Origin of the sequence: Pseudomonas sp. NPDC086251, assembly GCF_044746405.1 — a bacterium.
GTDB lineage: Bacteria > Pseudomonadota > Gammaproteobacteria > Pseudomonadales > Pseudomonadaceae > Aquipseudomonas.
On record NZ_JBIVBY010000035.1, the window covers coordinates 1 to 19,569 of the forward strand.

Below are 19,569 nucleotides of genomic sequence, written 5' to 3' on the forward strand. Positions count from 1 at the left end.
GGCCAGAAGCCGTTGCAGGCTTCCTCGAACAGGCCTGATACATAGATGCAACCGGGTAGCAGTGTTCAAAAGCGGGTTGAATGCGGGGGCGAGTCCATACATAGGAGCTGGCTTGCCAGCGAAGGACTCGAATACGCCACGTTTAGCCTGTTGAAAACCGTCATCGTTAACGTCCTTCGCGGGCAAGCCAGCTCCTACAATGAGAGGTGTGTGCACTTTTGGAGGGTCAGATGAAAATCTCGGCCAAACTGGCGTTTTTTGCCGTCGTCGGCACGCTCGCCTATCTCGGTCTGGCAGTGTGGGGGATGGGCGGTTTTGCGGCTTTTTTCTCCCATGCACCGCTGGTGGTCATCGTGCTGGCCACGTTGGTGATGACCGTCGCGTCGCTGTTCACCGAGGTCAATCTGAGTTCCGGGGAGCGCGAAGACCGGGCCAATCGCTGGGTGCTCCCGGCCTTCGGGGTGATCGGATTGTTGAGTGGTTATCTGCCGGCTTACACAGACCGGATCGACTTCTGGACCTTCGGTGGCGAAGGTGTGCGCTGGCTCGGGGCGTTGTTGTTCATCGTCGGCGGCGCACTGCGGATCTGGCCGGTGTTTGTGCTGGGCAAGCGTTTCAGTGGTTTGGTGGCGATTCAGCCGGGGCACAGCCTGGTCACCGACGGGATTTATCGCAGCCTGCGCAACCCCAGTTATCTGGGGCTGGTGGTCAATGCCGTGGGTTGGGCGCTGGCCTTTCGTTCCGGTGTTGGCCTGCTGCTGGCGGCGCTGACGCTGATCCCGCTGATTGCGCGCATTCATTCGGAAGAAGCGCTGCTGAGGGCGCAGTTTGGCAGTGAATACGAAGCCTATTGCGCCCGGAGCTGGCGGTTGATTCCTGGGGTTTACTAATGTCGACCACAAACCTATGAACACCATCAATCAACTGTGGGAGCGGGCTTGCTCGCGAAGGGGCCGTCACATTCAACATTGATGTCGACTGATCCACCGCCTTCGCGAGCAAGCCCGCTCCCACATTAGATTTTCTGTAGGCGGAGATTCCCGTCTGGGCCGGCAAGCGTAGTAACTGACTGATAGTTGGCCAATGTGGCATGCGCGGTCTCGATCGGGTGATCGTGAGTCGCCGTCACCACCACCAGGCCCGCGCCCGCTGCTTCGGCCGCGAGGATGCCCACGGTGGCGTCTTCGAAAATCAGGCACTCTGTCACGTCAACACCCAACCGCTTGGCAGCCAGTCGATAGCCGGCAGGATCAGGCTTGCCAGCGCTGACATCCTCGGCCGTGACCATCACCGCCGGTTCTGGAATCCCCGCCGCCGCCATTCGGCGCAACGCCAGGGCCTTGGGCGCCGAGGTGACGATGGCCCATTGATGGGCGGGAAGCGACTTCAGGAAATCCGCCGCTGCCAGCACCTCGACAATGCCTTCGACATCCTCGATTTCCGCATGGGTGATAAACGCCGCTTGAGCCTCGGCATCCACCCCGGGCAACGCGAGGCGATTGATGGTGTCGATGGCGCGAGCGCCATGGATGGTCGGCAGGAAAGACTCGACATCGACCCCATGGCGCACGGCCCAGGCAGCCCAGATCCGCTCGGCGGCGGCAATGGAGTTGAGGACGGTGCCGTCCATGTCGAACAGGAAAGCTCGGTACGGGGTATTGAAAACGGATTCGTGAGCAGACAAAAGGTCGCTTCCTTTCTCAAAGGTCTGCCAGCGAATGTACACGATCAATGTAGGCGCTGCAGAAGGCTACGATCTTTTGATCTTGTTTTTTAGAAGCGAAGATCAAAAGATCGTCCGAACGCGGCCCGAGCCGCCAGCATCTCCTACAAAGTACGGCGCGACTTCAGCGCACCTTCCACACAATCAAGCAGTTGCCCCAGCGCCCACGGTTTCTTGATGAACGAAACCGCATGCCTGACCCCTGAGCTTTCCGGCGTTTCGAACCCGGACATGATCATGATCGGTTTGTCCGGCCAGCGGTCGCCGAACAGATTGGCCAGGTCCGCACCATTGAGTGTTCCCGGCATGGTGATGTCGGTCAGCAATAAACCCACCTTGTTTGCATGCTCGTTCAGGTACACCGACGCGGCGTCCGCGCTGACATGCGGCTCAACCACAAAGCCTTCTTCCTGAAGAATCTCACAGAGAAACTCGAGGATCAGCGGGTCATCCTCCACCACAAGAATCAACCCGCCTGGAAGGTTCCTGCCCGCTTCCGATACTGGACTCATGACTGTGCCGCTCCCTGATCTCACCAATGTTTTCGCGGGCGTAAATCCGCTGCTTATCTGGTATGAGCAGCGGACTCGGCGGAAATTCATTTTTGATACGGGCGAGCGACAAATTTGCAGGGCTGTGACCCTGAAAACCTCTGTAGGAGCGAGCTGGCTCGCGAAGGTGTGTCAGATACGGCGTGGTGACTGACACTCCATCGCGAGCAGGCTCGCTCCCACAGGGGATTGTGGTTGTCTGTGGTTATTGTGAAGGGGCGGCTTTTTTCATGCTGTCTTTGGACATGGTGTCTTTTTTCATCGTGTCTTTGGACATGCTGTCTTTCTTCATGGTGTCCTTGGACATGGCGTCCTTTTTCATCGTGTCTTTGTGCATGGCGTCTTTGGACATCGAGTCCTTGCTCATGCTGTCGTTGCTCATGGTGTCGGCGGCGAACACGCTGGCGGCGCCTACGGCGAGGCACATGGACAGCACAACCGTGGTTAACTTTTTCATGATCAAACTCCTTGAAGCACAGGTTACGAATGAGCGCAGCGGTGGCTGCACGATGAAGTTGCCAAGCGTCGTCAGCTGCCGCCAAACCAGTTGTAGCCCTGGTCTTCCCAGTAGCCGCCGCTGTAGGTGTTGCTGACGAAAATCGCCTGAATGTGTTTGGGGTTCTTGTAGCCGAGCTTGGTGGGCATGCGCAGTTTCATCGGGAAGCCGTACTCGCGAGGCAACACGGCGCCGTCGTAGGTCAGCGTCAGCAGGGTTTGCGCATGCAGTGCGGTGGCCATGTCGATGCTGGTGTAGTAGTCGTCGGCGCACTTGAAGCCGACATATTTGGCATCGGTATCGGCACCGACCCGTTTCAGGAAGTCGCTGAACCGCACCCCGCCCCAGCGTCCGATTGCGCTCCAGCCTTCGACGCAAATGTGCCGGGTAATCTGCTCGGTCTGGGCCATGGCGCGCAGTTCTTCAAGCCGCCAGCTGCGCTTGTCCGCCACCAGGCCGGTGACTTCCAGTCGATAACTGGCTTCCTCCACCATCGGTGCCTCGTCGATGCCGTAAAAGGCATTGAACGGAAACGGTCGGGTGATCATCGATGCGGGATAGGTCGGCGCCAGCGCATTGGGGTTGAACAACCAGCCCTGCACCCGATCGTTGAACCGGGACATGGAGGACAGCGCGGTCTCGACGCTTTCGTTGTCGGTGAGGTTGCAGCCGGACAACATCGCCAGGCCGCCAAGGGTCAGGCCACGCATCAGGAAAGCCCGACGTGAACGGTCCTCGATCTGTGGGGCAATGATTTTCCTGGCGTCGGTCAGGATGGACGATTCGTCCAGTCCTGAGCCTTCGATGCGCTTTTTCATACCGGCTCCTTGTGACCGACGATCATCGCCAATAATGTTTTGGGCACCAGCGTGACCATCACCAGGTGCACCGCGACGAACGCCACCAACAGCGACATCGCGATGAAGTGCACCTGCCGCGCCCCTTCGTAGCCGCCCAGCAATTCGCGCAACAACGGGAACTGCACGGACTTCCACAGCACCAGCCCGGAGATTACCAATAGCGCGATGTCGACCATCACGAACAGGTACGCCAGCCGTTGCACCTGGTTGTAATGACTCAGGTCGGCATGCTCCAACCGTCCTCTCAACGCTGCGCCCAAGTCATGCAGGACACCTGATGGCGAAACCGGGAAAAAGCGTCGTTTCAGGCGACCACTGAAGAGATTGATGAGCAGGTAGACGAGGCCGTTGGCGGCCAGAAACCACATCGCCGCGAAATGCCATTGCAGCGCGCCGCCAAGCCAGCCGCCCAACGTGATCGACTTGGGAAAGCTGAAGTCGTACAGGGGCGACGCGTTGTAGATGCGCCAACCGCTGGTGACCATGACCAGCACCGCCAGGGCGTTCAGCCAATGGGTCAACCGTAGCCAGCGAGGATGGCTGGGCCTGGGTGAAGCAACTGACGTCGACATGTCTGGCTCCCGGTTGTTGTTCGTTGGGGCCGAGTATGGGGGCCGGTAGATCGCCAAATCCTCACGCAGAGTTAAATTAATCGTGATAACTACCGCCCATTAACCTGTGGGAGCGGGCTTGCTCGCGAAGGCGGTGTGTCAGGCGCCCTCAATGTTGAATGTAATGGCCTCTTCGCGAGCAAGCCCGCTCCCTCAGTGGTTTTGTGTGGCCCAGTCGTGGCCCGATTGTGGTTAAAATGCCGCCCCTTCACATTGCCGACGCTGCCCGATGAACTCAGACGCCCTCTCCACCCTCAACGCCCATTTGCTGACGGCCCTGGCATCGGCCCCCGCAGAAACCCGCCGGCTGTTCCACGGTCGCGGCCGGTGCTGGCCGGGGCTGGAGCAATTGACGGTCGACTGGCTGCAGGGCGTGGTGCTGGTGTCGCTGTTCAAAGAGCCTGAACCCGCGCAGCTGGACGATTTGAAAGCGCTGCTGATGGCAATCACTCAGTCACCGCAGTGGGCACAATCGGGCGCGCATACGCTATTGCTGCAACACCGCTACCTGCTGCAAAGCACCACCGAATGGTTGTTGGGCGACGAGATCGACGAACTGACCATTACCGAAGGCGGCCTGAAGTATCGGGTGGACCTGGGCCGTAAACAGAACACCGGCCTGTTCCTCGACATGCGTTACGGGCGCGATTGGGTGCGGGCCAATGCCGAGGGCAAACGGGTGCTGAACCTGTTCGCCTACACGTGCGGATTCTCGGTGGCGGCCATCGAGGGTGGCGCGACGCACGTGGTCAACCTGGACATGTCCAGCCCGGCCTTGAGCCGTGGCCGCGACAACCACCGCCTCAACGGCCACGACCTGGGCAAGGTCACGTTTCTTGGTCACGACCTGTTCAAATCCTGGGGCAAGGTGATCGGCAAAGGCCCTTATGACCTGGTGATCATCGACCCGCCGTCGTTTCAGAAAGGCAGCTTCCTGCTGACCAAGGACTACCAACGCGTATTGCGCCGCCTGCCGGAACTGCTCAGCCCGCAGGGTACCGTGCTGGCTTGCATGAACGACCCGGCGTTCGGTTCGGACTTCCTGATCGACGGCGTCACCCGCGAAGCGCCGAGCCTGCGGTTTGAACAACGGCTGGAAAATCCACCGGAGTTTCCGGACGCCGATGCGGAGGCCGGATTGAAGGCGCTGGTGTTCAAGCTTGAGGAATGACCTTCGCAGAAAGTCCATCCCATGACGCAGATTAAATGTGGGAGCGGGCTTGCTCGCGAAGGCGGCGTATCAGGCTGAACTGATGTCGAATGCACGGGCCTCTTCGCGAGCAAGCCCGCTCCCACAGGGGATCGGCGGAGGCGCCGAGGATCAACGCGGCTGCAACACCAGTGCAAACAACTCACCGTGCCCATTCACATTGAGCTTGTGATAGAGGTTGCGCCGATGCACCTTCACCGTCTCCGGCGAAATGCCCATGTGCTGGGCGATGGCTTTGCTGGAGAAGCCCTGCAGAATCAGCCGCGCCGTTTCGATTTCCCGGACCGACAGTCGTGCGTCGAAGCGGTCCAACAGGGTCGCCAGGTCGCCGGCCACCGCCTCGGCAACCGGCCCTTCCGGCGGCTGCAATTGCAGGTGTCGGCGCATCGCCGCCAGTACCCAGTCGCGCACGCAGAGCAGGCGGCCCTGCTCTTCAAGAGTGAAGCGCGTCGAGCGACCGAGGGACAGACCGAGCACGGCGCCGTCGAGGTTGATCATGAACTGCAACTCGTCACCACCGACCACCGCGCGGAAGTAACTCAGGTAATACTCGCTGTGCTGGAACTGGTCGGGGGCCACCGATTCGAGGGTGTGCAGACCATCGGCAATGCCGGCGCAAGCCGCCTGATAAAACGGATCGAGCAGGTACATGCCGGCACTGTAGTCGGCCAGTTCTTCTTGCTCGTCACCGCTGCCCTGAGTGTCGAAATCGATCAGCAGGCGCGGCACTCGCCCCGGCCGCATCACCGCGACCAACGCGTTGTCCAGCGGCACCAGCAACCGCAAGGTGTCCACCAGCGCGCGCCAGAATCCGTCCTGGCCCACCGCGGCAAATACCCGCGCCAGCCCTTGGTGCACCGGTAACTCTTTCAACAACGCGTCCACGCACTACCCCTTTCGAGTAACCCATGATGGGAATGGGTAAATCCAGCCCTTGCCGATACGCTGCAAGCACCTGTTCATCACCGGCCTGCAGCAGGCCAGGAGTGCCGCATCATGAGTCGTCACCGTTCGTATTTCAATCTGGGGATGGGCGCCTGCCTGGCGGTCTCGCTGTCGGCGGTTGCCGCCGAGGGCCCGACTGTGCACGTCTACAACTGGTATGACTACATCGGCCCGACCACCCTCAAGGACTTTCAGCGCGACACCAACATCACGCCCGTGTACGACACCTTCGACAGCGGCGAGGTGTTGGAAGCCAAGCTGATGACAGGTCATAGCGGTTACGACGTAGTGGTCGCCAGTAACTTCATTCTGCCGGCCCTGATCAAGGCGGGCGCCTTGCAGAAACTCGATCGCAGCCAACTGCCCAATCTGAAGCACATCGACCCGGTGCTGTTGGAAAAACTTCGCGCGAACGACCCCGACAATCAGTACGCCGTACCCTACTTGTGGGGCACCGACGGGATTGGCTACAACGTTGACAAGGTCCGCGAAGTCCTCGGTGATCAGGCACCGGTGAACTCCTGGGATTTGCTGTTCAAAGAAGAGAACCTGGCCAAACTCAGCCAATGTGGCGTGGCAATTCTGGACGCGCCCGCCGAGATCATGCCCATAGCCCTGCATTACCTCGGTCTGCCACCCAACAGCAGCAACCCCGAAGACTATAAAAAAGCCGAAGCGCTGATGCTCAAGTTGCGTCCGTACATCACCTACTTCAATTCGTCGAAGATCGGCAGCGACCTGGCCAACGGCGATATCTGCGTGGCGCTGACGTGGTCAGGAACAGTGTTTGGTGCCAAGCAAGCCGCCAACGAAGCCGCGAAGGGGGTGAACATCGAGTACAGCATCCCTGTAGAAGGCGCACCGCTGTGGTCCGACAACCTGGTCGTCGTAAAAGACGGCCGCAACCCCGAGCAGGGGCTGGTGTTCATCAACTATCTGCTGCGTCCCGAAGTGATCGCACCGGCCACCAATCTGGCGCTCACCGCCAACGCCAACATGGACGCGACTGCCCTGCTCTCGGCCGAGGTGCATGACTACGCGAATATCTACCCCAGCGCCGAGGTGATCGCCAAGCTGTTCATCTTGCAACCGCAGCCCCATGCAATCGAACGCGTCCGCACGCGGATCTGGAGCAATGTGAAAAACGGCCAGTAAACCCACCGCAAACCCTTGTGGGAGCGGGCTTGCTCGCGAAGGCGGAGTGTCAGTCGACATCATCTTTGCCTGACACACCGCCTTCGCGAGCAAGCCCGCTCCCACAGGTTCTGCGCCCTGCAAGCCCGATTTTTTCTGCCAGGAATTGAAGATGAGAGAAACCATGAAACCACGTGCCCGTGACCTGAACATTCAGTTCGGCCAACTGCAACCCGGCCCGCTCAACGCCATCACTGACGTGCCTGGCGTACGGGTCGGCCACAGCAATGTGCGAGGACGCACCGCCAATGGACGCGACATCCTCACCGGCGTCACCGTGATCGAGCCGCGTGCCGGTTCCACCAGCCGGCAACCGTGTTTTGCCGGCGTCCATGTGCTCAACGGCAACGGCGATGCGACCGGCCTTGAGTGGGTTCGCGAGGCCGGCCTGTTGACCAGCCCGATCGCCTTCACCAACACCCATAGCCTGGGCGTGGTGCGCGATGCGCTGATCGTGCTGGACCGTGAGCAGCAGCCGGACGACGGACGACTCTACTGGAACATGCCCGTGGTGCTGGAAACCTTCGACGGCCTGCTCAACGATATCAATGGCTTCCATGTGAAGGTCGAGCATGTGGCCGAAGCCCTGCGCACAGCAGCGGACGGCCCGGTGGCGGAAGGTTGCGTCGGTGGCGGCAGCGGGATGATCTGCCATGAATTCAAGGGCGGCATCGGCACCGCTTCGCGCCGGCTGAACAGCGCTCAGGGCGGCTGGACCGTCGGCGCCATCGTTCAGGCCAACCACGGCATCCGCAACGAATTGCGCGTCGACGGTTACCCGGTCGGGCGCTACATGGAACAGGCTGACTCGCCGTTCCTCAAGGCTTCGCTGCCGCATCCGGGCATGGGCTCGATCGTGGTTTGCCTGGCCACCGATGCGCCGTTGTTGCCGCATCAGTGCACGCGCCTGGCCCAACGCGCCAGCCTCGGACTTGCCCGCACCGGCGGCGGCAATGAAGACCACAGCGGTGACATTTTCATTGCCTTTGCGACCGGCAATGAGGTGCCACCCGCCGCTTATGAAAGCAAGAAGGCGCCAACAACCGACAACCTGAGCATGGTCAACAACGACCACATCAGCGAGTTGTTCCTCGCCGCGACCGAAGCCGTGGAGGAAGCGATCATCAATGCCTTGCTGGCTTCCGACACCGCCGAGGGCAATGGCCATGCGGTGCCGGGACTGGATGCCGAAACGCTGCTCAAAGCCCTGCAAAGCGCCGGCTGGCGGGGGGATTCGACTAGCGGTACTTGAGCGCAAAACCCCACTTTTCTACGATAGAACTGCGCAGCCGCTTGTTTGCTCAAGCCGTTGCGTAAGTGGTGAGTGCACTGAACCCCTACCAAGCTCACCACTTGCTTCATGCGCATCTTGAGCCTCAAGGGCTCTACTTCCTCCCCATCAAAGAGCGTTGAGGCTCTTTTTTTATCTGTGCGAAACCCAGACAAGAAAAAGCCCGGCAGTTGACCGGGCTTTGTACATTCTGAAACCCAACACACATCCCCTGTGGGAGCGAGCCTGCTCGCGAAGACGGTGGGTCAGGCGCCATCCATGTTGGATGTGATGGCCTCATCGCGAGCAGGCTCGCTCCCACAGTTAATCGCGTTCGGCCAGACGTTCGCGGACAAACTCATTGGCCTTGTACGTCATCTGGTCCAGATGCCGGTCACGCTGTTTTTCCGCATCGAGCATCGCCCGCTTGCCGTGTTTTTGCAGCAGGTAGGTATGAATCTGCCGCACTTCCAGCGAGCTGTAGATCGACGCCACGTCGAGCAAGGCCCGCAAGCCATTGGTGCCGTGATCGCGGGTATTCATCAGCACCTGCGTCCCGCGCACACCCAGCACCTGAAAGCCCATCGACTCGAAATACGGCACCTTGGCCACGGCACAGGTCAGCTCGGCATGCGGATAGCGGCCGACCATCTCCCGCAGCATCCGCGGCGCAATCCCCTGGCGCCGATGGCCGGCCCGCACAGCCATGTACGCCACGGCGCAGGCGTCGGGATCGTCCTTGACCGGCAGGTACAGCAAAAAGCCGAGGACCTTTTCCGGGTCGTCATCGTCGGTGGCGACGAGCAATTCCACGGTAAGCCCTTTCGCCCCGTTCAACGCCTCCAGATAGAGGTGAACCTCGTAGCCGATCGCGTACTGGTACACGTTGTACAACAGGTTGCTCGGCGGGATAGCGACCAGGCTGATGTCGGTCAGGTAGTCGACCACCATCTGCAGGATCTGGCTATTGATGTGCTCGGGGCACGGGGTTTTGAAATGGGTGATCTGGGGCATTGCGGGGGCTGACTCCGGGGGGCGAGTGTGAAGCGTTTGTCGCTGGCGTGCCCATCATAACGTGCTGATGGGGTGTCAGGTGATTGCTGTGCTGGAGGTGCCGGCCCCTTCGCGAGCAAGCCCGCTCCCACATTTGATCTTCGTCGTACACAAATTTTGTGTCCACTGAAAATCTAATGTGGGAGCGGGCTTGCTCGCGAAGGCGTCCGTCCCGACACCGCAAAACCCCATTCATGAGCACCACGCATAACTCTATAGCCAAAAAACGCAAAAACATTCCGCCAGCGCACGGGTCACTCCTTGATGAGGCAACGCCAACAACGCAAAGGAATCGAACCCATGGACCACCGTGACCTGATGTCGATAACCCGGCGAAAATTTCTGATTGTGGGGGCCGTGACGGCAGCGGCCGTGGCGCTGCCACCGTTCATTTCTGCCCGCGCCAGCGCCGCCAACGCCGCACGTTCGATCACCGCCAAGGTGTCTTTCCAGGTGAACGGTCAAGCGCAAACACTGGAGCTCGACACCCGCACCACGCTGCTCGACGCGCTACGGGAACACCTGCAACTGACCGGCACCAAAAAGGGTTGCGACCATGGCCAGTGCGGCGCGTGCACGGTGATTATCGACGGCCGCCGTCTTAATTCCTGCCTGACCCTGGCGGTGATGCACGAGGGTTCGACCGTCACCACCATCGAGGGGCTGGGCACACCGGAAAACCTGCACCCGATGCAGGCCGCGTTCATCAAGCATGACGGTTATCAGTGCGGTTATTGCACGCCGGGGCAGATCTGTTCGGCGGTGGCGGTGCTGGGGGAAATTCGTGATGGCATTCCCAGTCATGCCAGTCCAAGCCTTACGGAACAGCCCAAGCTGATCGCCAGCGAACTCCAGGAACGCATGAGCGGCAACATCTGCCGCTGCGGTGCCTACTCCAACATCATCGAGGCGATCACTGAAGTCGCGGAGGCCACGGTATGAGGCCCTTTACCTATCTACGTGCCAAATCCCCCGCGGAAGCCGCCGAGTTGGCCGCTCGGGTTGAGGGCTCACGGTTCATCGCCGGCGGCACCAACCTGCTGGACCTGATGAAGCTGGACATCGAGACGCCGACGCACCTGATCGATGTCAACGGCCTGGCGCTGGACCGGATCGAAGCCACCCCGGAGGGCGGCCTGCGAATCGGTGCGCTGGTCAGGAACACCGACCTCGCTGCCGACGCACGCGTGCGCAAGGACTACGGGTTGCTCTCCCGTGCCCTGCTCGCTGGCGCTTCCGGCCAGTTGCGCAACCGGGCGACCACGGCGGGCAATTTGCTGCAACGCACCCGCTGCCCGTATTTCTACGACACCCATCAGCCGTGCAACAAGCGCCAGCCCGGCAGCGGTTGCGCGGCCATTGGCGGCTTCAGTCGCCCGCTGGGCATCATCGGAGTGAGTGAGGCCTGCATCGCCACTCATCCCAGCGACATGGCCGTGGCCATGCGGGCGCTTGATGCGCAGGTCGAGACGGTCCGGCCCGACGGCACGACACGGGTGATTCCCATCGCCGACTTGCACCGGCTGCCTGGCAACACACCCAACATTGAAACCACGTTGGCCGCCCATGAATTGATTACCGCCGTCACGCTCCCCGCTCCGCTCGGTGGCGTGCACATTTATCAAAAGGTCCGAGACCGCGCCTCCTACGCCTTCGCCCTGATCTCGGTGGGTGCGGTGATCCAAAAAGACGGCTCCGGCCGTGTCGCGCTGGGCGGTGTCGCGCACAAACCTTGGCGCGTGGAGACTGCCGAAACCGCGATGGCTCAAGGCGCAAAAGCCCTGACCGAGCAGTTGCTCGCCGGTGCGACGCCCACCGATGAAAACGCCTTCAAACTGACCCTGGTCGAGCGCACGCTCGCGTCGGTGATGGCACACGCGAGGGCTCAGGCATGAAATTCGACACACCGGCCACCACCAACCCGATTGACCAGATGAAGGTCGTCGGCAAGGCCACGACGCGGATCGAGGGACCACTGAAAACCACCGGGCATGCGCCTTACGCCTATGAACACCACAACGCCGTACCGAACCAGGCGTATGGCGTGGTGGTCGGTTCGGCCATCGCCAAGGGCCGCATCGCCTCGATGAATCTGCAGGAGGCCCAGTCGGCGCCGGGGGTGCTCGCCATCGTCACCGCCGCGAATGCCGGCAAACTCGGCAAGGGCAAATACAACACCGCAGCGTTACTCGGCGGACCAGAGATAGAGCATTACCACCAGGCCGTGGCACTGGTGGTGGCGGAAACCTTCGAACAGGCACGAGCCGCCGCGGAACGAGTGGATGTGTCCTATGTGAGCACGGACGGCGCGTTCGATCTCGCCAGCTCGCGCGGGTCGGCGGTGGAACCCAAGGAGCAGATGAGCGACACGCTCCACGGGGATTTCGACAGTGCATTCGCGGCGGCACCGGTGCAATTGGACGCGACCTACACCACGCCGGATCAGGCCCACGCGATGATGGAACCCATGGCGTCTATGGCGGCGTGGGACGGTGACCGGCTGACGTTGTGGACGTCGAACCAGATGATCGATTGGTCGGTCACCGATCTGGCGACCACCCTCGGCGTACCGAAGAACAATGTGCGCCTGATCTCGCCGTACATCGGCGGTGGCTTTGGCGGCAAACTGTTTATCCGCTCCGATGCACTGCTGGCCGCCCTCGGCGCGCGCATGGCCGGCAGGCCGGTCAAAGTGGCGTTGGCGCGGCCCATGATCTTCAACAATTGCACGCACCGACCGGCGACCATTCAGCGCATCCGCCTCGGCGCCGCCAGCGATGGCAAGATCACCGCCATCGCTCACGAAGGCTGGTCCGGCAACTTGCCCGACGGCAAGGTCGAGCTCGCCGCACAACCCAGCCAACTGCTGTATGCCGGGGAAAACCGCCGGGTGACCATGCGCCTGTCGACACTCGACCTGCCGGAAGGCAACGCGATGCGCGCACCGGGTGAAACCCCGGGCATGATGGCGCTGGAAATCGCCATGGACGAAATGGCGGAAAAACTCAAACTCGACCCCGTCGAATTTCGAATCATCAACGACACCCAGGTCGATCCGACCAAACCCGATCGACCTTTTTCCCAGCGCCAGATGATTGAATGCCTGCGCACCGGCGCCGATCGTTTTGGCTGGAAGCAGCGGCATGCGCAGCCGGGCACACAACGCGAGGGTCGCTGGCTGATCGGCATGGGTGTCGCGGTCGCCTTCCGCAATAACCTCCTGGTGAAGTCCGGGGCCCGCGTTCGGCTGGATGACCAGGGCATCGTCACGGTGGAAACCGACATGACCGATATCGGCACCGGTAGCTACACCATCATCGGCCAGACCGCTGCGGAAATGCTCGGCGTGTCACTCGACAAGGTGGTTGTGCGCTTGGGCGACTCAAGCTTTCCGGTGTCGTCCGGGTCCGGGGGACAGTTCGGCGGCAACTGCTCGACGGCGGGGGTGTATGCGGCCTGCGTCAAACTTCGGGAGGCGGTGGCGCAACGCCTCGGTGTGAACGCCGACGAGGCTGAGTTCGTTGCGGGCGAGGTACGCGCGGGCGGCAAAAGCATTCCGTTGCGCAACGCGGCGCAGACCGAAGAACTGGTCGCTGAGGATTCCATCGAATTCGGTGAGCTGAGCAAGCAGTATCAGCAGTCGACGTTCGGTGCGCACTTCGTCGAAGTCGCGGTCGACAGCGCCACCGGCGAGACGCGCGTTCGGCGCATGCTGGCGGTGTGTGCGGCCGGGCGCATCCTCAACCCGACCTCGGCGCGCAGTCAGGTGATTGGCGCAATGACCATGGGCGTGGGGGCGGCGCTGATGGAAGACCTGGTGGTGGACAAGCGCCGGGGTTTTTTCGTCAATCACGACCTGGCCGGTTACGAAGTGCCGGTGCATGCCGACATCCCGCATCAGGAAGTGATTTTCCTCGATGAAACCGACCCGGTGTCATCGCCGATGAAAGCCAAGGGCGTGGGCGAACTGGGGATCTGCGGGGTCAGTGCGGCGATCGCGAATGCGCTGTACAACGCGACGGGCATTCGAGTTCGGGAGTACCCGATCACCCTGGACAAGATGCTGGATAAGCTGCCGCCCATGATCTGACCACCCCCATTCCTGTAGGAGCGAGGCTCGCCCGCGAAGAACGATAACGCGGTTCATCAGGAAGACCGCGTTATCGTTCTTCGCGGGCAAGCCTCGCTCCTACGGGTTTTCTCTCTAGAATCAGGGGAGATCTGTGAGGGAGACTTATGAATGTTGCGGGAAAACGCCAATGACCTGCTCGCCTTCCTGGCGGTTGCGCGGGAACGGAGCTTTACCAAGGCGGCCGGCAAACTCGGTGTGTCCCAATCGGCCCTGAGCCATACGATTCGGGCGTTGGAAACACGCTTGGGATTGCGCTTGCTGACGCGCACGACCCGCAGCGTGTCGCCGACCGAAGCCGGGCAACACCTGATTGAAACCATCGGGCCGCATTTTGAAGAAATCGAAATTGAGCTGGCGGCGCTGAGCACGCTGCGCGATACGCCTGCTGGCAACATTCGCATCAACGCGATGGACCATGCGCTGGAATACATCCTGTGGCCGGTGTTGAAACCGTTCCTGGCGCAATACCCGGATATCTCGGTCGAGGTGTGCTGCGACTACGGTTTTGTCGATATTGCCGCCCAGGGTTTTGATGCCGGTGTGCGCCTAGGCGAGGACGTGGCGCAAGGCATGATCGCTACCCGCATCGGGCCGGACATGCGCATGGCGGTGGTGGGTTCGCCGGCGTACTTTGCCGACCGCTCGCGGCCCGAGACGCCTCGCGATCTGACGGATCATCAGTGCAATAACTTGCGCTTGCCCACCCACGGCGGCTTGTATGCCTGGGAGTTTGAAAAGGGTGAGGAAAGCCTGAAGGCGCGTGTGTCCGGGCAGGTCACGTTCAATGGTGTGTATCAGTTGCTCAATGCCGCGCTGGATGGATTTGGCTTGAGTTACCTCCCGGAAGATCTGGTTGCCCCCCACATTGCGGCTGGACGGTTGGTGCAGGTGCTTGAGGATTGGTGCGCGCCGTTTGCCGGGTTCCATCTGTATTACCCGAGCCGGCGCCAGGTGTCGCCGGCGTTTGCGTTGTTGCTGGAGGCGTTGCGGTATCGGGGGTGAGCCTTTTGGGTGTGTCAGGAGATTGAAGGGTTGGATGTGCCGGCCCCATCGCGAGCAGGCTCGCTCCCACAGTGGATTGTCGGTGAACATTTCATTTGTGTACGCCGGCGATCAAATGTGGGAGCGAGCCTGCTCGCGATGGCGTCAGGCGCAGCAGCACCCAACAGCGTTCATACCCCGCTTACCAGTCGTAACTCATCTCAACCGAAGCCACCCGCTCCTGCCCGTAGTAGCAGCCAAACGAATAGTTGCAGTCCGACACATACTCGCGGTCAAAGACGTTCTGCACGTTCAGACGCGTCTGCAAACCCCGCAGGCTCGGGTCGAGTTTACCCATGTCATAACTGACGGTGGTGTCGTAGACAACGTAGGATGGCACGTCGAACGAGTTGGCCGCATCACCCGGTTTGCGCCCGGTATAACGCGCGCCGGCGCCGAAGGTCAGGCCATTGAGACTGGCCTGGATGAAGTGGTAATCCACCCATAACGCCGCCGATACCGGCGACTGCGCTTCGTTGCGGTTGCCCTGATTGCCCCAGGTGTCCTTGGTGTAGAACGAGTCCATGTAGCTGGCCGCCGCCAATACGTCGACGTTGTCGATACTGGATTTGACTTCCAGTTCGATACCGCGCGAACGCACTTCGCCGCTTTGCGCCATGTACTCCGGGTAGTCATCGTCGCCGGTCAGCACGTTCTTCTGTTTGACCTGATACACCGACGCGGTGATCAGCGTTTTGTCGAACGGCTGGTACTTCACGCCCACTTCATATTGCTCGCCCTTGGTCGGCTCGAAGGCCTTGCCGCCGCGCTCGGGGGCGGCGGTGCCCAGGGTCGGCAGGAACGATTCGGAGTAACTGACATACGGCGCCAGGCCAAAATCAGTGACGTAGGTCAGGCCCACGCGACCAGTGAACTGATTGTCGCGCTTGGCTTCGTGGGTCGACGCCAGCAGGTCCTTGTTGTCGAGTTCCGCCCAGTCCTGACGACCGCCGATGGTCAGGATCCACTTGTCCAGTTTGATCTGGTCCTGCAGGTACACGCCGGTCTGGCGCAGGGTGTTGTCCCACTTCGTGGTCAGCTCAGGCGTCACGCTGCGGGTGTCGTAGTTGTTCTTGCCGTAGAGGTCGACCGGCAACACGTTGTTGGCGTTGTAGCCGTCGTACTGGCGGGTGAAATGGCGATAGTCGACGCCCGCCAGGGTCGTGTGTTCCAGCGTCCCGGTGTTGAACGTGTATTCCAGGTTGTTATCGACGGTATAGGCGATGTTGTGCTGGCGCCAGTCGACCTTGGCACGGTTGGCGCGGGTGAAATCGGTTACGCCGTCCGCATCGGTGACGAAGCTGCGCAGGTAGAAGCCCTTGTACTGGTCGCGCACATCGGTGTAACGCGCGGTGGAGCGGTACTTCAGGTCGTCGGTGAGGTTATGGCTGAAGTCATAACCGAAGACGTATTGGTCGCGCCGGTAATCGTTGAAGTGGGTGTCACCCGAGAAGAAATGCCGGTTGATTCGCTCGCCGTTGGGGCCTCGTTCCAGCGAGCCGATCCTCGGCAGCGATTGATAATCGGGCAGCCCGTCATCACGCTGAATCTGCGCCAGCACGGTCAATGCGGTGTCTTCAGTCGGCGCCCAGGTCAGGCTCGGCGCCAACAGCATGCGTTCGCTGTTGTTGTGGTCGACTTGTTCGTTGCCCTTGTTGGTGACGCCGACGAGGCGATAGCTGAACTGTTTCTGATCATCGATCGGGCCGCCGGTGTCGAAGGCGCCGTTGACCCGGTTGTAGCTGCCCGCGCCCAGTTTGATCTGGTTTTGCTGTTCGTTGGTCGGTCGTTTGGAGACCATGTTAATCAGGCCGCCCGGCTGGTTCTGCCCGTAGAGCACCGACGACGGGCCTTTGAGCACTTCGATGCGCTCCAGGGTGTACGGGTCGATTTGCGGCGCGCCGCCCAAGCTACCGGCGTAAGGAATGTAGGCCCCGTCCAGGTACAACGGCGTGGGGGCGAAACCACGGCTGGTGATCTCGTCGGCTATCGAGTTGCGGTCGGTGAAACCGCCGGTGTTCACCCCTGGCGTATAACGCAGGGCCTGGGTCAGGTTGCGGGCGCCCTGCACTTCTACTTGATGCGCGGTCACCACGTTGATGGTTTGCGGCACTTCGAGGATCGGCGTGTCGGTCTTGGTGGCAGTGGCGCTGCGGGTGGCCACGTAACCGTCGACCGGTCCGTAGGCCGACTCGATGGCCTGGCCCGAAATACTGGTCGCGCCCAGTTGCAGCGCCGCACCAGAATCCACGACCGGCAACAGCGAATAGCTGCCATTGTCGTGACGCATCGCCTGCAATTTGCTGCCGGCAAGTAACTGGCGCAAACCGGCATCGACCGTGTAGCGGCCACGCAATCCCGGCGACTTCTGACCGCCGGCATGCACCGGATCGAAAGACACCGTCACCCCGGCGGTGGAGGCGAATTGGGTCAAGGCCTGGCCCAGCGAACCGGCCGGGATGTCGAATTGCGTTTCGGCATCGGTCTGCGCCCAGGCCGGCTGTGCCACGACCGCCATCCCCAGCGGGACGATCAGCGCCATACCGAGCAGTGCGGCGTGTACTGCACGGTTCAAGGGCCTGGCTGAAGGTTTGTTGGAAGGTTTGCGGAGGTGGGGAGTGCGAGGGGTCATGCAGTTTCCTATCGCCCGGTGGCAGTGAATGGCGGCGTCGATTGCGCCTCTACCTACAAAGTCGAATGAGAATCTGAATCAACAACCCCCCAGCAGAATTTTTTTCGGATAATCATTCAAACCGGCTCCACGCTCGTCCAATAGCGGCTGAAACGCCGAATGCGCACCGGCAAGGTCGAGGTCAGGTTATCGAGGACGGTGTCGGTATTGCCGAGGTGGAAGGCACCGGAGATACGCAGCGCCGCAATGGCTGGATCGCACCCCAGATGACCGGGGCGGTAACGCTGCAATTCCTTGATGAAATCGCTGAGGCGCCAGTCATTGACCACCAGCATGTCGCGGGTCCAGGCATCTGCCTGAGGGTTGGCCCGCTGCACCGGGTCAATCTGATCCTGGCGAAAGCTCAGTTGCTGACCGGCGTCGACGCGCACCGCAGAACCCTGCAGGTTGGCGGAACGCACCTCCACCGCGTGCTCCTGCACGCTGACGTGCGTGCGCCCCGCTTCGCTGCGCACGATAAAGCGGGTACCCAGGGCCCGAATGCTGCCTTCGGCCGTGTGCACAACGAAGGGCCGGGCCAGGTCGTCGCGCGCGGTTTCAATCAGGATTTCGCCCCGGAGCAAGCGTATTTCGCGCAGGTTGGCGCTGTAGCGAATGTCCACCGCCGTGGCCGTGTTCAGTTGCAACTGGCTGCCATCGTCGAGACGTACGCGACGGCGTTCGCCAGTGCCGGTGCGCTGGTCGGCCATCAATGTCGGCAGTGGTGTGGTGTTCCAGGCCAGCGTACCGGCCGCGCCCGACGCCAACAGAATCGACAAGACCTTGAGCACATCACGCCGTTTGGCGCGGGCGCTGGCCAGTGTCGGCCGAGCGATGCCGGGAGCGACTTGACCGAGTGTGTCCTGCAGGCGCGCGAGGCGTTCCCAGGCTTGCTGATGGCGCGGATCGCGTTCCAGCCAGCGCCGATGCGCTTCACGGGTAGCCTCGTCCGGCACCTCGCCACGCAGGTCGACATACCAGCGAGCGGCAGCCTCAAGGGTCGCGTGGTCCAGAGACTGCGAACGGGCCACGGCTCAGTCCTCGAGCAACAGCAGGCAGTGCGTCAGGGCGCGCACGGCGTGCTTCTTGACCGTGGTCACCGATACGTTCAACCGACGGCCGATCTCGACGTAGCTCAGGCCATCAAGCTGCGCCATGAGGAAAATCTCCCGGGTCCGGCTACCGAGGCCATCGAGCAGCCTGTCGATTTCCATCAGGGTTTCGATGACCAGCGTGCGGGTTTCGGGGGAGAATGCCACCGGCTCCGGGATTGCGGCGAGGGTTTCCAGGTAGGCCTGTTCCAGCGCCTTACGGCGGAACATGTCGATCATCAAGCTGCGCGCCACGGTGCTCAGGTAGGCACGCGGCTCGCGCAATTCCGGAGCCTTGCGCTGGGTCAGTACGCGGATGAAGGTGTCCTGCGCCAGGTCCGCCGCATTGTCGATACAGCCCAGTCGCTTGCGCAACCAGCCACAGAGCCAGCTGTGATGGTCCTCGTAAAGCGTATGCACGGCGTGTTGCAGCGAGAGGTCGACGGAGGACATGGGAAAAGGCCCGACACATGATTTACTTGATAATGACTCTCATTTTCTTCCAAGCCGATACATTTTGGCAAGACCACCCGCGTTTAATGAAAGTAACCCAATGAAATCAGGGCGTTTTCCCCGGTAATGAGGAATATCCCCCACCGCGAACCGAATCGCCTATGAAACAATCTGAAACAACTTATTAATAAGGCTGAGGTTTTTTTTGGCTTTCGCCCCTGGCTCGCCTGTTGCAACGACCCCCGCACCGCAGTTGTCGTCCCCACTC

At 61.2% G+C, this 19,569-nt stretch carries 18 protein-coding genes; 8 read left to right on the forward strand and 10 right to left on the reverse strand.

The window, feature by feature from the left end:
* Positions 1 to 230 precede the first annotated feature (230 nt).
* On the forward strand, positions 231 to 890 hold the full coding sequence (locus tag ACIPL2_RS29195; RefSeq protein ID WP_401362542.1) for a methyltransferase family protein: 660 nt from the start codon (positions 231 to 233) through the stop codon (positions 888 to 890).
* Positions 891 to 1,015: 125 nt separating this feature from the next.
* On the opposite strand, the gene ACIPL2_RS29200 is transcribed toward ACIPL2_RS29195, so the two are convergent.
* The 5 genes from ACIPL2_RS29200 to ACIPL2_RS29220 all read right to left on the reverse strand — a co-directional run bounded on the left by ACIPL2_RS29200 (position 1,016) and on the right by ACIPL2_RS29220 (position 4,202).
* Entirely contained in the window at positions 1,016 to 1,684 is a 669-nt protein-coding gene (locus tag ACIPL2_RS29200) for an HAD-IA family hydrolase (RefSeq protein ID WP_401362544.1), read from the reverse strand.
* A gap of 143 nt (positions 1,685 to 1,827) precedes the next feature.
* Positions 1,828 to 2,235, reverse strand: coding sequence for a response regulator (locus ACIPL2_RS29205; RefSeq protein WP_401362547.1), 408 nt, complete (start codon positions 2,233 to 2,235; stop codon positions 1,828 to 1,830).
* Positions 2,236 to 2,479: 244 nt separating this feature from the next.
* A complete protein-coding gene (locus tag ACIPL2_RS29210) occupies positions 2,480 to 2,731 on the reverse strand; it encodes a pentapeptide MXKDX repeat protein (RefSeq protein ID WP_401362550.1) in 252 nt (83 codons plus the stop codon).
* Positions 2,732 to 2,802: 71 nt separating this feature from the next.
* Positions 2,803 to 3,588, reverse strand: coding sequence for a molybdopterin-dependent oxidoreductase (locus tag ACIPL2_RS29215; protein ID WP_401362553.1), 786 nt, complete (start codon positions 3,586 to 3,588; stop codon positions 2,803 to 2,805).
* The gene (locus ACIPL2_RS29220) at positions 3,585 to 4,202 is read right to left on the reverse strand and encodes a cytochrome b/b6 domain-containing protein (protein ID WP_401362556.1); all 618 of its coding nucleotides are present in this window, start codon (positions 4,200 to 4,202) and stop codon (positions 3,585 to 3,587) included. The genes ACIPL2_RS29215 and ACIPL2_RS29220 overlap by 4 nt, the downstream gene beginning before the upstream one ends.
* Before the next feature lie 268 nt (positions 4,203 to 4,470).
* On the opposite strand from ACIPL2_RS29220, the gene ACIPL2_RS29225 reads away from it, so the two are divergent.
* Entirely contained in the window at positions 4,471 to 5,412 is a 942-nt protein-coding gene (locus tag ACIPL2_RS29225; RefSeq protein WP_401362559.1) for a class I SAM-dependent methyltransferase, read from the forward strand.
* 150 nt (positions 5,413 to 5,562) lie between these two features.
* Here the strand turns inward: ACIPL2_RS29225 and ACIPL2_RS29230 are convergent, their stop codons facing one another.
* Positions 5,563 to 6,336, reverse strand: coding sequence for a LuxR C-terminal-related transcriptional regulator (locus tag ACIPL2_RS29230; RefSeq protein ID WP_401362562.1), 774 nt, complete (start codon positions 6,334 to 6,336; stop codon positions 5,563 to 5,565).
* A gap of 111 nt (positions 6,337 to 6,447) precedes the next feature.
* Here ACIPL2_RS29230 and ACIPL2_RS29235 point away from each other — a divergent pair, with 111 nt between their 5' ends.
* Both ACIPL2_RS29235 and ACIPL2_RS29240 read left to right on the forward strand, forming a co-directional pair.
* Positions 6,448 to 7,551, forward strand: coding sequence for a polyamine ABC transporter substrate-binding protein (locus tag ACIPL2_RS29235; protein WP_401362565.1), 1,104 nt, complete (start codon positions 6,448 to 6,450; stop codon positions 7,549 to 7,551).
* Positions 7,552 to 7,714: 163 nt separating this feature from the next.
* On the forward strand, positions 7,715 to 8,842 hold the full coding sequence (locus ACIPL2_RS29240; protein WP_401362568.1) for a P1 family peptidase: 1,128 nt from the start codon (positions 7,715 to 7,717) through the stop codon (positions 8,840 to 8,842).
* Between the two features lie 342 nt (positions 8,843 to 9,184).
* Here ACIPL2_RS29240 and ACIPL2_RS29245 read toward each other — a convergent pair whose 3' ends face one another.
* Positions 9,185 to 9,874: a GNAT family N-acetyltransferase gene (locus ACIPL2_RS29245; protein WP_401362571.1), complete on the reverse strand. Its 690-nt coding sequence runs from the start codon at positions 9,872 to 9,874 to the stop codon at positions 9,185 to 9,187.
* Positions 9,875 to 10,231: 357 nt separating this feature from the next.
* Between ACIPL2_RS29245 and paoA the strand changes: the two genes are divergently transcribed.
* The 4 genes from paoA (at position 10,232) to ACIPL2_RS29265 (ending at position 15,047) form a co-directional block, all read left to right on the forward strand.
* Positions 10,232 to 10,855, forward strand: coding sequence for an aldehyde dehydrogenase iron-sulfur subunit PaoA (gene paoA, locus ACIPL2_RS29250; protein WP_401362692.1), 624 nt, complete (start codon positions 10,232 to 10,234; stop codon positions 10,853 to 10,855).
* On the forward strand, positions 10,852 to 11,808 hold the full coding sequence (locus ACIPL2_RS29255; RefSeq protein ID WP_401362572.1) for an FAD binding domain-containing protein: 957 nt from the start codon (positions 10,852 to 10,854) through the stop codon (positions 11,806 to 11,808). The genes paoA and ACIPL2_RS29255 overlap by 4 nt, the downstream gene beginning before the upstream one ends.
* Positions 11,805 to 14,003, forward strand: a complete 2,199-nt coding sequence (paoC, locus tag ACIPL2_RS29260; RefSeq protein ID WP_401362574.1) for an aldehyde oxidoreductase molybdenum-binding subunit PaoC — start codon at positions 11,805 to 11,807, stop codon at positions 14,001 to 14,003. The genes ACIPL2_RS29255 and paoC overlap by 4 nt, the downstream gene beginning before the upstream one ends.
* Before the next feature lie 150 nt (positions 14,004 to 14,153).
* Positions 14,154 to 15,047 carry a LysR family transcriptional regulator gene (locus ACIPL2_RS29265; protein ID WP_401362575.1) on the forward strand — a complete coding sequence of 298 codons (894 nt, stop codon included), beginning with the start codon at positions 14,154 to 14,156 and terminating at the stop codon, positions 15,045 to 15,047.
* A 181-nt stretch (positions 15,048 to 15,228) separates the two neighbouring features.
* Here the strand turns inward: ACIPL2_RS29265 and ACIPL2_RS29270 are convergent, their stop codons facing one another.
* The 3 genes from ACIPL2_RS29270 to ACIPL2_RS29280 form a co-directional block, all read right to left on the reverse strand.
* On the reverse strand, positions 15,229 to 17,718 hold the full coding sequence (locus ACIPL2_RS29270) for a TonB-dependent siderophore receptor (RefSeq protein ID WP_401362577.1): 2,490 nt from the start codon (positions 17,716 to 17,718) through the stop codon (positions 15,229 to 15,231).
* A gap of 116 nt (positions 17,719 to 17,834) precedes the next feature.
* Positions 17,835 to 18,788 (reverse strand): FecR domain-containing protein, encoded by a 954-nt coding sequence (locus tag ACIPL2_RS29275; protein WP_401362579.1) that lies wholly within the window; start codon positions 18,786 to 18,788, stop codon positions 17,835 to 17,837.
* 3 nt (positions 18,789 to 18,791) lie between these two features.
* Positions 18,792 to 19,301 (reverse strand): sigma-70 family RNA polymerase sigma factor, encoded by a 510-nt coding sequence (locus ACIPL2_RS29280; protein WP_401362580.1) that lies wholly within the window; start codon positions 19,299 to 19,301, stop codon positions 18,792 to 18,794.
* Positions 19,302 to 19,569: the final 268 nt, after the last annotated feature.